Source organism: Brevibacillus brevis, assembly GCF_031583145.1.
Lineage (GTDB): Bacteria > Bacillota > Bacilli > Brevibacillales > Brevibacillaceae > Brevibacillus > Brevibacillus brevis_E.
In genome coordinates, this window is record NZ_CP134050.1 from 4,478,458 (window position 1) to 4,490,244 (window position 11,787).

At 56.9% G+C, this 11,787-nt stretch carries 10 protein-coding genes; 2 read left to right on the forward strand and 8 right to left on the reverse strand.

Annotation, left to right across the window (positions count from 1 at the left end):
- Window positions 1–247: 247 nt before the first annotated feature.
- On the reverse strand, window positions 248–790 hold the full coding sequence (locus tag RGB73_RS22360; protein WP_310764923.1) for a nitroreductase family protein: 543 nt from the start codon (window positions 788–790) through the stop codon (window positions 248–250).
- Window positions 791–947: 157 nt separating this feature from the next.
- On the opposite strand from RGB73_RS22360, the gene RGB73_RS22365 reads away from it, so the two are divergent.
- Window positions 948–1,652: an SGNH/GDSL hydrolase family protein gene (locus RGB73_RS22365; protein WP_310764924.1), complete on the forward strand. Its 705-nt coding sequence runs from the start codon at window positions 948–950 to the stop codon at window positions 1,650–1,652.
- An 81-nt stretch (window positions 1,653–1,733) separates the two neighbouring features.
- On the opposite strand, the gene RGB73_RS22370 is transcribed toward RGB73_RS22365, so the two are convergent.
- A complete protein-coding gene (locus RGB73_RS22370) occupies window positions 1,734–3,182 on the reverse strand; it encodes an aminotransferase-like domain-containing protein (RefSeq protein ID WP_310764925.1) in 1,449 nt (482 codons plus the stop codon).
- A 161-nt stretch (window positions 3,183–3,343) separates the two neighbouring features.
- Between RGB73_RS22370 and RGB73_RS22375 the strand changes: the two genes are divergently transcribed.
- Entirely contained in the window at window positions 3,344–4,270 is a 927-nt protein-coding gene (locus RGB73_RS22375) for a DMT family transporter (protein ID WP_310764926.1), read from the forward strand.
- Window positions 4,271–4,363: 93 nt separating this feature from the next.
- On the opposite strand, the gene RGB73_RS22380 is transcribed toward RGB73_RS22375, so the two are convergent.
- The 6 genes from RGB73_RS22380 to RGB73_RS22405 all read right to left on the reverse strand — a co-directional run bounded on the left by RGB73_RS22380 (window position 4,364) and on the right by RGB73_RS22405 (window position 11,517).
- Window positions 4,364–5,743, reverse strand: coding sequence for a peptide MFS transporter (locus RGB73_RS22380; RefSeq protein WP_310764927.1), 1,380 nt, complete (start codon window positions 5,741–5,743; stop codon window positions 4,364–4,366).
- Between the two features lie 202 nt (window positions 5,744–5,945).
- Window positions 5,946–6,803: a DUF4097 family beta strand repeat-containing protein gene (locus tag RGB73_RS22385; RefSeq protein ID WP_310764928.1), complete on the reverse strand. Its 858-nt coding sequence runs from the start codon at window positions 6,801–6,803 to the stop codon at window positions 5,946–5,948.
- Between the two features lie 175 nt (window positions 6,804–6,978).
- Entirely contained in the window at window positions 6,979–8,103 is a 1,125-nt protein-coding gene (locus tag RGB73_RS22390) for a glycoside hydrolase family 15 protein (RefSeq protein ID WP_310764929.1), read from the reverse strand.
- A 163-nt stretch (window positions 8,104–8,266) separates the two neighbouring features.
- Window positions 8,267–9,109: an inositol monophosphatase family protein gene (locus tag RGB73_RS22395; RefSeq protein ID WP_396136124.1), complete on the reverse strand. Its 843-nt coding sequence runs from the start codon at window positions 9,107–9,109 to the stop codon at window positions 8,267–8,269.
- Between the two features lie 105 nt (window positions 9,110–9,214).
- Window positions 9,215–9,430, reverse strand: coding sequence for a CstA-like transporter-associated (seleno)protein (locus tag RGB73_RS22400; RefSeq protein WP_310764931.1), 216 nt, complete (start codon window positions 9,428–9,430; stop codon window positions 9,215–9,217).
- Complete coding sequence (locus tag RGB73_RS22405) at window positions 9,427–11,517, reverse strand: carbon starvation CstA family protein (protein WP_310764932.1); 2,091 nt, start codon at window positions 11,515–11,517, stop codon at window positions 9,427–9,429. The genes RGB73_RS22400 and RGB73_RS22405 overlap by 4 nt, the downstream gene beginning before the upstream one ends.
- Window positions 11,518–11,787 lie beyond the last annotated feature (270 nt).

Genomic DNA, 11,787 nt, shown 5'->3' on the forward strand with positions numbered 1-11,787 from the left:
AGTCTCTACGCTTCCTTAACATCCGCCGTCTATCATAAGGTTGTCAGACCCTACGATGGACATATCGTCCTCCATTTTCCGCCCGGATAGCCCCCTTCTAGCTCGGGCGGGCTTTTTTTGCTTAGAAAACCTGGCTACGCCATACCTTATGGCGGAGCCGCGGTTGCCCTTATACTGGATAGGAATTTTATAAATTCCTATCTGTACAAAAAAAGCGAGCCCTCCCTACGCAGGAGCGCTCGCTTCTCTATTGAAAACGGGTGAACTTTTGCTCGGCCGGCGTACGCGGTCGCGGGTCAGGGACGGCAGCCGGATCGAAGAAGCCAAGGTGCAGGAATCCCACGATCTTTTCACCCGGCTGTACGCCCAATACTTGGTGAACTTTCGGATCCCAGTTGTGCGGGTTCGTTTTCCACACGACGCCGAGGCCGCGCTCCCAAGCTAGCAGCTGGAAGTTTTGAATCAAGGCGCAGGTCGCGCCAAAGTCTTCCTCCCATTGCTTTTGACGAGGATCCTGCTTCATGATGACGATCAAAAAGGCGGCGGGCTCGCTGAACAGCTCCCGGCGCTTTGCCTGCTGGTCCGGGGCGAACTGCGGCAGCATCCGCTCGATAAACGCCTCCTTGTTTTCCGTGGATACGAACAAGAAGCGCCACGGCTCGCGCAAGCCGTGATTCGGAGCGTACACGGCGTCATTCAATAGCTCGAGAACGAGCGATTCGGGGACGGCATCCGGCTTGTAACCGTTTTTGATCGAGCGGCGCTCGCGGATAACTCTGGATATGGACATGGGTTCACCTTCTATATTCAAAATTAACATATGATAATGGTTCTCATTTTCATATGTTAACGTTTGCCTCCCATAAAATCAAGTAGGAGTAGAGGGAATTTTTTCATAGGGCTTGATAACGGACATGATACAATGCCATTGAGGAGGGGGATGACTTGTGAACCAGATACGTCCTGATGTGATCCGACCCGGCTTTTTCAGCATCGATGCCGCTGCCGACAGGAGGCGCAACGAGTTTGACTTCCATAACGAGGCGCTGCTCTATCACAGTCGAAAGGTCGATATCGTCTTTTTCGGGGATTCCATTACCCACTGGTGGGATGTCGCGACATTCTTTCAAGACTCCGGGCTCGCCATCGTCAACCGTGGAATCGGCGGAGATACCTCCGGGCACGCCCGCCTTCGTTTTCCTGCCGATGTGCTGCAGCTGCGCCCGCGCTGCGTGGTCATCTTGATCGGCATCAACAACACCTGGGCCCTGGACGCATTTTCTCCGGCAGACCGGCTGTCCCCAGAAGAGATTTTCAGGGAAGTGACCAGCGATGTGGAAGCGATGGTGCGGATGGCGGCCGAACAAGGCATCCGGCCGGTCGTCTGCTCCCTGCTTCCTACCCGAATGGACCGGTATGCACGCAATCGGGAACGAAACGAGCTGGTTGTGAGAATCAATGACGCTCTCCGGGGACTGGCCGGCGAATCGGGAGCCGTCTACGTCGATTACCACTCCCGGCTGACCGACCCGGACGGACTGACCCTGCGCGAAGGCCTTGCGGATGACGGGCTTCATCCGCACGTGCTTGGATATGAAATCATGGCAGACGTTTTGCGCGAAGCACTCGTTGCGTACGGCATTTCGCTCTAGGAACCAGGAAATGGAAATGTAAAAAGGATGCGGGCGGCTTTGGCTGCCCCATCCTTTTTCACGCAAGAAAGCGACGTGCCGCTACCTGCTCATCTCCTCCACAATCCGGCTCAGCAGCCGTATCCCCCGCTCGAGCTCAGGCAGCGATGCATACGCGTAGGAGAGCCTTACGTGACCGTCCGTCTCCTGCGCGTAAATGTTCCCCGGATTCAACAGAATGCCTTGTCGGGCCGCCTTTTTGAACAGCTCCAGCATGGGGACTTTGGCCTTGATTTTCAGCCAGATAAAGAATCCCCCCTGCGGAATGTCCCACGCAGCGAGACCATTCATGTACCTCTCGAGCGCATTCAGCGCTACGGCCCTTCGCACCTTCAGCTCCCCCCTGACATTTTGCACATGCTGGCTGTACAGGCCGCTGGAGAGCCATTCCGCCGCCACCCGCTGGGAAAGCGAGCTGGAACCGTAGTCGGTTTGCATTTTGATGTCGGACAGGCGGTCGATGACGGGCTCGGGTCCGATCACCCACCCGATTCGAAGCCCAGGCGTCAACGTTTTGGACAAGCTGCCCAAATACAAGACGTGCCCGTGCTTGTCCCGCGCTTTGAGCGGCAGCGGCGGCGGCTCCTCCAGCCAGAGCTCGCGGTATATATCGTCTTCCATGATCGGCAGCCGCGCCTCCTCGCAGACCTGGAGGAGCTCCTGCCGTCTTCTTTCGGACATCAAGACTCCCGTCGGGTTGTGAAAGCAAGGGATGGTGTACAGCATGTCGCCCTGCTTTTGTCTGCCATGCGCCGCCGCGATCGCCCGCGGAAGCAGACCTTGCTCGTCCATCGGCAATCCCGCCAGCCTCATTCCCGCCGACTGAAAAAGATGCAGCGAGTACAAGTAGGACGGCCTTTCCAAAAGAACGGTCGAGCCACGATGCAATAGCCCGGCCGAGATGAGCTGCAGCGCCTGCAATCCACCCGACACGACCAGGATGGAAGAAGGGGATGCCTCGATGCCAAATGTCTTCACATAATCGCTGAGCGCCTGGCGCAACGGCAAAAACCCTCTCGGCTCCTCGTACCCGAACGTCTCGAGGCGCTGCGTCACCCGCTGAAGCACCTCTTTCATTTTCTCCAGCGGAAAAATGTCCGCAGCCAGCTCTCCCTTGCCCAGCTGAATGAAGCTCGCATCGGACTCGTCCCGGTTGATTTCCTGGACGGCTGCCTGACTCGGCTTGTGCGTACCCGCCCGCACGTATTCGTTCCAGTCTGGTGGAGGGTTGGTGGCAAGCAGCGTCCACGTATTGTTGACGACCACATTTCCCATCCCCATCCGACCTTCGATCAGCCCGTCCGCCGTCAGCTCCTCCAATGCCGCGATGACCGTGCTGCGATTGACGTGGAACTGCGCCGCCAGTGTGCGCTGGCTGGGAATCCTGCTGCCGATCGGCCATTCCCCGTTAGCGATCTTTTCCTTGATGAATTCGATGATTTGCCTGTATTTCGGAAGCGTTTTGACTGCTGTCTCCTTGCTTTGATCCATGAGGCCATCGTCCCCCTTGCCCGGCTGCTTACCGCCTAAGTGGTTGGGTTTTACTTTGCGCAACTGGTTGCAGTCATTTTACCAATTCCTTTGTAAGATGAAAACATCAAGCCGCCTTACCGCAAAAGTGGTTGGGTATAGCACAAAAGGGACGGAATGATATGAAAAAACAGTCACAGCTCGGCGTCGTCTTTGCCCAAGGCAGCTGCCTCCTTCTATGGGCTTCGGCATTTCCCGGCATCCGCCACGGACTTACTGCCTTCACGCCCGATCAGCTCTCGCTCCTGCGCTTTCTCGTCGGCTCTGCGCTGCTCCTCCTCATTGCCCTGATTTTTCGCATCCGGCTGCCCGAGCCAAAGGACATCCCCGCCCTCCTCCTGTTTGGCGCTTCCGGTTTTACCGTGTATCACGCAGCCCTCAATTACGGAGAGGTGACCGTCAGCTCCGGGGTTGCCAGCCTGTTCGTGTCCACTACCCCGATCTTCGCCGCGCTGCTCGCCTTGCTGGTTTATCGGGAAAGGCTTGGCCTTCGGGGATGGGCCGGTTCGCTTCTCGGATTCGTCGGGGTGCTGATCAGCTCCATGGGCACCGGGCAGCCTTTCCAATGGAATAACGGGATTGTTCTGATTCTCGTGGCCTCTTTTTCCGAGAGCCTGTACTTTGCTTTTCAAAAGCCTTATGTCGAAAAGTACGGATTCCTCGCGTTCACCGCCTACTCCGTCTGGGGCGGCACCCTGTTCATGCTCTACGCCTTGCCTGGCCTCGGGGAAGCGATCCTCCAGGCGCCTGCAAGCGTCTCCCTCACCGTGCTCTACCTGGGCATTTTCCCGACGGTGCTCGCCTATCTCGCTCTGGCGTACGTAACGGCTCGGGTAGGCGCCTCCGAGGCGACCAGCTCGCTGTACTTGACGCCCGCGCTGGCGTTCGGGATCGCCTGGATTTGGCTCGGTGAAGTCCCTTCGCTTCTGTCGATCGCAGGGGGAGTTGTGACGCTGGGAGGAGTCTTGGCTGCTACGACCGGGGGCGCACCTGCCGGCGATGCAGAAGCAGGCACAAGAAAAGGGAAGATCGGCCACGGATCGAACTGAGTGGCCGGCTCTTCCCTCTCCGCTTTTCCAGACCGCTTCATGCCTGCTGCCAAGGTCGACGCCGCGTCTGCGATACTTTCGCCAGTTTCAGCGCTATTCCATCATCCGCACCAGTTTTCCCGACAACAGCAGCAAAATGATCCCCATCACGATCGCCATCAGGCCGATCAGTCCGAACACTTCGAAGTAGCCGAGGGACTGCGTATAGGCGGCGAGGTAACCAGCGAGAATGTTCGCCACGCCTGAGCTCGCGAGCCATACGCCCATGAGCAGGGAAGCCAGCTTGAGCGGAGCCAGCTTGCTGACCATCGACAGACCCACCGGCGACAGAAACAGCTCGCCAAGCGTATGCAGCAGATAGGTGAACACGATGAACATGATATTCGACTGCACTACGACGTTAGTCGCGTCGCTCCCCGTCTGCAGGACCGCCATGATCAGCACCATGTAGCCGAGACCGAGCAAAATCATGCCGCAAGCCATTTTGACAGGTATGCTCAGATCGCCGCGCTTGGTGTGCGACAGCTTGATCCAAAAGGAGGAAAGCACAGGTGCGAGCAGGACGATAAACAGCGGATTGAGCGACTGAAACCAGGCGGTCGGGACCTCGAACCCGAAGAAGTGCTTGTCTACAAACGTGTCCGCGTACAGGGTCAACGAGCTCCCCGCCTGCTCGAAGCCAGCCCAGAAGAAAATCACGAAGCATGTGATGATGACGATGACGGCTGTCCGCTGTTTTTCTTTTGTGGTCAAAGGGCCGGCAGCGACGGTTCCTCCCTGGCTATTGCCTTCTGTTTGAGTGGTCACCGGCGTACGCCCGATGTCACCCAAATACCGGTTTCCGAGACTGTTGTAAATCACTTGGCCGATGACCATCCCGATCGCCGAGGCCAGAAAGCCGTAGCGATAGCCAAAATGGTCCACGCCGTTCGCGGAGGTCATGAACAGCTTGTCAGCCAGGTAGCCCGTTACCAGCGGAGCAAAAAAGGCGCCTATGTTGATCCCCATGTAAAAAATGGTGAAAGCCGCATCTTTTTTGCCTTCGTCGTTTGGATACAGCTCTCCGACGAGCGTGGAGATGTTCGGCTTGAAAAAACCGTTTCCGATAATCAGCAGGCCCAATCCGATGTAAAGTCCGGTCGTATTCGTCCATGCGAATAGCGCGAAGTTGCCGAGCGCCATCAGAATCCCGCCGATGGTGATCGCCCGCCTTCTCCCGATATACCGGTCCGACAAATAGCCGCCCGCCAAAGGAGTAAAGTAGACAGCTCCCGTGAAGAAGCCGTATATGCTCATCGCCACGCTTTTGTCAAAACCGAGCCCGCCGCTGATCAGAGCCGTCGTCAAGTACAGGGTCAACAGCGCGCGCATTCCGTAGTAGCTGAAGCGCTCCCACATCTCGGTAAAAAACAACAGGTACAACCCCGGCGGATGCCGATCTTTGCCGTGCTGCGCAGGTTGAGATGCCGCCAATTTTCATTCCCCCCAGCAAATAGTCAATACGGGACCCATCACGTCGCACTTCATTTACTATTTGTCACGTCTGACATTTTATTCTTTCGCGCGGCGGCTGAGGTCGCCTTTCCCCCTATAGAAGCATGGCAATCGAAAGAGGCACGCCAAAAAGCTCCCTGCGGAAGCTCTATTTCCGCTAGGGAGCTTGTATGTGAAGGTCCTACTCGGACTCGTTTACCGTAATATCGCCGGAGTTCGTTTGGATTTTGACGACGTCCTCCGTTTCTCCCTTGGCAACGGGAGCCTCGATCTCACCGGAATTCGCATGCAGCTGATAACGTCCTGCATAATTTTCGGCTACGGTAAATGTCACGCTGCCAGACCTGGCTGTAATGTCGGCATTTGCCGGTGTTTTCTGGACGATGTCGACGTCTCCTGATGTCGAATCCACTACAGAATCCCCTGAGAGCTGGTCAACCGAGACAGAGCCGGACTTCGATGCAATTCGGGTAGTCCCTTGAATTTCGCTCGCGTTGATGTTCCCCGAGCTGCTTTCGATTCGAATATCCTGGGCAGCAATGCCGCTGATATCCATATTTCCTGAAGCTGCCTCGATTTGCACGCGTTTTGCTTTGATATGGTCATAGCTGCCGTCCCCCGACCGAAGACGGAGTGCGACCGTATCCAGCATTTTTTCTTCAGGAAGCGCAACCGTAACCAAAAGGGTCCGTTCCCGGGTATCAAAGGACAGAAAATGCCATTCATCGGAAGCCAAGTCCAGACTCAATGTATGATTGGCTATCTGGGCTGATTCAATCTTTTGGGCCACGTCGCCCAGAGCTGTTCCTTCCACCAGGATATAGGACTCATCATTCTCGCTCGGGATAAATTCTACCTGAAGGTCCGTAGAGCCGCCCTGAACATCTAAATTCTTGATGTCGTTCGGTTGAATCACCCACTTTTTGTCCACATTGGCTACTTCTCTTTGAAATATGGATACACCCATTGTCTGATAGGCAAAGTACGAGATTCCTATCAGAATGAGGCTAGCTCCCAGAATGGTTTTTCCTTTACCCAAGCTGTATCTCTCCCTCCAAAATCGACCGCATGCAAGATAACGGTCCGTGACCGGCTACTTCGCGACCTGCTCGATGTACATGCAGCCCGTGGTACCCGATATGGCCATTATACTTACTCTCACGACGGAGATCGTCGGGCCGCGGGATGATTTTCCAGCATGGGATGGTCAGCCTTCAGACTGAGGGATTTGGCATCGGACCGGTTGGGTTTGGATTCTCCGTCAGCCCCAGCTCTGCAGCGAGGACGAGATACATCGCATGAGTCCAGAGCAGCGGCACCGCGGGCTGGCCTTCCCTCTCCACCCACTGGCGATACGAATCCGGGGACAGCAGATGATCCTGCACTTGCTCCGGAAAGCCTGCGGGGAGCTTGTGTGACGCGATCCACTTCAAGATGTGCAGCGCCTCTTCCTCTCTTCCCGTCCGCGCGTAATACCAGCCGAGCCATGCAGACAAGAGCGGCCACTGACCGCCTCCGTAATACGTATCGGCGGCATAGCGATGCAGGCCCCAGCCGGCGAGCAGCTCGCGCTCGATCGCTTGCACCGTCCCCTTCATGAGGAGGTCGTCGGGTTCGACCAAACCGAAAGGGACGCTGAGCCACAATAAGCTGGCATCAGGGACAGGGTTTCCGAGCGATTTGACGAATTGCCCTTCCGCTGTGCCGCGAACAAGCACGAACTCGCGGATGTCATCCGCTAGGCGCCCGAGCTCCTCTGCCCGCTCCGGAAAGTGTCCAGCCATCGCCCGCACACCTCCGAAAATCGCCGCCATCGTGGCAGGATGCTGCCGGTCGCCCCATTCCTCCCAGCAGTCGTAGTTGGGCAGTCGCCAGCAGGCCTGCAGGTAGTCCAGCGTCAAATCGACGGCTGGGCGAAGCTCTCGGATGAGCTGAGCGTCCTGAACGAGTCTCACATGCTCTGCCAGTCCCCAAAGCCAGGCGCCATAGCCGTCAAGCTGAAAGCTCCCCCACTGGCCGCATACCTCGTCTCCGTCCACCGTGTACCGGGTATGCAAAAAACGTTCATTGCCCCCTGTGCGCTCCCCAGCTCGTACTGCCGCGATGGCGGATCGGGCTTTCTCCGCGTGTCGCAGCACGACGCTGCCGCACCATTGATAAAAGCGGCGAGCGCTCTCGTGCTGCCCTGCGCGATCCATGGCGTACGCCGTAAACGTCCCGTCGCGCAGCCACGCATATCGGTAAGCGGCAAAGCCAGGCGAGGCGACGTACGCGCCGCTCTTTGCCTGATGCCGGATGATGATGCGCACACTTTCCTCTGCCAGGGCGGTAATCGTCATCGTTATCCCCTCCTGTGAGACAAGCCTGGTGCATTCATCGACTTTCGCCAAAAAAGAAACCGCTGCCATAGCATATGCGCCGTACGTCCGTTAAGCGACCCGAACGGCCGAAAACGGCAAAACCTGCTGGACACGGCATCCAGCAGGTCTCGGCTATTCCTCGTTACGAGTGTGCTTCGTTGCTATCTGTTAAATTCAAGTAATGCTGGAGCTCTTCGTAAAAAGCCGGATTGCAGGCCATCACGCTGCTTTTCTGGTTAAACGGCAATGGCGTCCCCAGCATCGTCGTGACCTTGCCGCCCGCTTCTTCCACAATGATTCTGGCTGCGCCGAAATCCCAAGCGTTCAGGGACATGCTGACGTACCCATCCAAGCGGCCGGCCGCCACGTACGACATTTCCAGCGCCGCGCTTCCGAGAAGGCGCATTCCTCTGACTTTGCCTGCCAGCTTTTTTACGATTTGGTCGATGCCCATCTGTTCGGCCCGCTTGTTCCAAAACACGCTCGTGCAGAGCAGCGCTTCTTCCAGCGTCACAACCTTTTCCAGTCGCAAGGGACGGTCGTTGAGGTACGCCCCCTCTCCTTTTACCGCGTAAAAAAGCTCATCGCGGGAAGGATCGTAAACCGCCCCGACCAGACCTTCCCCTTTGTGGTACACCGCGATGGACACGGAAAAATTGATATGCTGATGTACGAAATTGGTCGTTCCGTCGATCGGGTCGATGACCCAAAGCGTATCGTAATCCCGGTAGTTTCCCGTAAAGGTGCTCTCCTCTCCCAGGATCCCGTGGTGGGGAAAACGCTCGAGAATCATATCGATCACATGTTTCTCCACTTCTTTATCGACAGCCGTGACCAGGTCGGAGGCAGAGGTTTTGTATTCGACAGTAAACGGCTCATTCATTCGCTTGAGGCTCAGCTCGCCTGCGGAACGGGCGCAGCGTAGGGCCAGCTCTTTCAGTGCCGCCAGTGATGGTTGATGCACACGTATCGCCACCCAAATCAAGACTTTTCGTTTAGTGTACCATACTTTACCTGCGGTTACACCACACCGAAACGAGGGGAAATGCGAAAAGAGGTCCGGGTAGTCCCGGGCCTCTTTGGCGGATGTCTAGCAGCAGCGTGTGACGCCGCCTTTTTCATACCGTTCGCGGAGCGCGTACATGTAATACTCCCGCTCGGTCATGGGGAAGACGCCGGGGGCCGCATGGGCTCTGTACCAGTGCTGCACGTAACGATCGTAGTCCGGCATCCCGAAGATAGTCTTGATAGCGGAGCTGACTTTGCGCAGGGACTTTTTGATCGCTCTCCACTTGCGACGGCTCATGCTACGTGATGCCCCTTGCCGTCAATGATGACGCCCTTGGACTTGACGTAAGGAGATTCGTACAACGGATACTGCTTGCCCCGCAAAATGTTGATCCACAGCCGCAGCCCGTCGAGAATGATGCCGATCGTGATGATCATGAAGATCGCGCAGACTGCCGCGTCGATCTGGTCGTTCAGAATCATTTTTTGGGCCGCCTCGATCGTCTTGACGCCTTTTGGCAACGTACCTGCATCAAGCGCCTTTTGGAAGGCGTCCGCGTGTGACAGGAAGCCGATTTTCGGGTCGGCATGGAACAGCTTTTGCCAGCCGGCCGTCAATGTCGCTGCACTGAGCCAGGCCATCGGAACGAGCGTGACCCACGAGTAAGCGGCCTTGCCCATTTTGAATATGATGGTCGTGCCCACCGTAAAGGCGATGGCCGCGAGCATTTGGTTGGCGATTCCGAAGAGAGGCCACAGCGTATAGATGCCTCCCAGGGGATCCATCACGCCTTGCAGGAGGAAGTAGCCCCACCCGATGGAGATGAGACCGGAGCCGATCAGGTTGCCCGGCAGCCAGTTCGTTTCCTTCATTTTCGGGAAGACGTTCCCCAGCATATCTTGCACCATGAAGCGTCCTACGCGGGTACCGGCGTCGATGGTGGTCAGAATGAAAACGGCCTCGAACAAGATGGCGAAGTGGTACCAGAACGCCATCAGAGCCTTTCCGCCCAACACGCCGGAGAAGATCGTCGCCATCCCGATTGCCAGCGACGGCGCTCCCCCCGTCCGGGAAAGGATGGTCTTTTCCTGAATGTCGTTGGCCAAGGTCGTCAGCTGGTCAGGCGTGACCGTAAAGCCCCAGCTTGAGATGGTCGTGGCGGCAGCAGCTGCGTCTGCGCCGATCACCGCACCCGGCGAGTTGATGGCAAAGTAGATGCCGGGAGTGAGGACGCAAGCCGCAATCATCGCCATGATCGCCACTCCGGACTCCATCAGCATGCCGCCGTAGCCGATCAATGGCGCGTGCGACTCCTTGGTAATCATCTTCGGCGTCGTTCCCGAGGAGACCAGCGCGTGGAATCCGGAAACGGCGCCACATGCGATCGTAATGAACAGGAACGGGAAGAGGTTGCCGGCGAAAGCCGGGCCGGTCCCGTCAATGAACTTGGTCAGTGCCGGCATGTGAAGCGGCGGAAGCGTCAGGATGATGCCTACAGCCAGCACGGCGATCGTGCCGACTTTCAAAAACGAGCTCAAATAGTCGCGCGGCGCGAGCAGCAGCCAAACGGGCAGTACCGAAGCGACAAACCCGTACACGATGATCATCCACGCGAGCTGCACCTTGGAAAACGTAAAAGCTGGGCCCCAGGTAGGGGAATGGGCGACTGCCTGCCCCAGCCAGAGCGACAGGAACAGGAGGGCGAGCCCGATCAGGGAGCCTTCCATGACCCGTCCCGGCCGGATGTAGCGCATGTACAGCCCCATCAGGATCGCGATCGGCAGGGTCATGAAAATCGTGAAGGTCGCCCACGGAGATTCCGCGAGAGCGTTTACAACCACCATCGCCAAAACGGCAATCAAAATAATCATGATCGCAATAATGCCAATCAGAGCCAGCGCTCCGCCGACCGGACCGATCTCTTCCTTGGCGATCTGGCCCAAGGTCTTGCCGTTGCGGCGCATCGAACCGAACAGGATGACAAAGTCCTGGACGGCTCCGCCGATGACGACCCCTACGATAATCCAGAGTGTGCCCGGCAAATAACCCATCTGGGCGGCCAGCGTCGGACCGACGAGCGGCCCCGCACCGGCGATCGCTGCGAAGTGATGCCCGAACAAGATCCATTTGTTCGTAGGCACGAAGTCTTTGCCGTCATTGTTTACTTCGGCAGGCGTCGCCCGATTGTCGTCCAAGCCCATGATTTTCTTTGCAATAAAACGGCTGTAAAAACGATAAGCAACAGCATAAGTGCAAAAAGCGGCAGTCAGCAGCCAGAACGAGTTGACCGATTCTCCTCGCGAAAGGGCCAGGATCCCGAATCCAACGGCGCCCAGTGCGGCAATCGCTCCCCAGATCAGGACTGAGAGTAGCCATTTTTTCATCTGAGTCTCCTCCTTTTCTTTATGTGAACTTCAGGCAAAACGCGCCTTCCTAGAAAGTATCACAGGAGTATCTTCCTCAAAATGGAAATGGGCTGAACCGTACAAAATGAAACACGAACCGCACCATAGCTGGATGAATGTAAGCGGATACATAGCATTCGCTTCCTGTCCTGCCCAATCGTCGATCAGTGCGGCCTGTTCAGAATTCGTTCAACCGATCCAGCATCCAGGAAAAGGGAGATGGACTCTTGCTGTCTGGGACCAAGCGCT

Excerpts from the sequence above, each read along its gene's own strand:
- RGB73_RS22360 (WP_310764923.1), bottom strand. The coding sequence starts at position 790 with ATGTCCATATCCAGAGTTATCCGCGAGCGCCGCTCGATCAAAAACGGT.
- RGB73_RS22370 (WP_310764925.1), bottom strand. The coding sequence starts at position 3,182 with ATGGATCAAAGCAAGGAGACAGCAGTCAAAACGCTTCCGAAATACAGG.
- RGB73_RS22375 (WP_310764926.1), top strand. The coding sequence starts at position 3,344 with ATGAAAAAACAGTCACAGCTCGGCGTCGTCTTTGCCCAAGGCAGCTGC.
- RGB73_RS22390 (WP_310764929.1), bottom strand. The coding sequence starts at position 8,103 with ATGACGATTACCGCCCTGGCAGAGGAAAGTGTGCGCATCATCATCCGG.
- RGB73_RS22400 (WP_310764931.1), bottom strand. The coding sequence starts at position 9,430 with ATGAGCCGTCGCAAGTGGAGAGCGATCAAAAAGTCCCTGCGCAAAGTC.
- RGB73_RS22405 (WP_310764932.1), bottom strand. The coding sequence starts at position 11,517 with ATGAAAAAATGGCTACTCTCAGTCCTGATCTGGGGAGCGATTGCCGCA.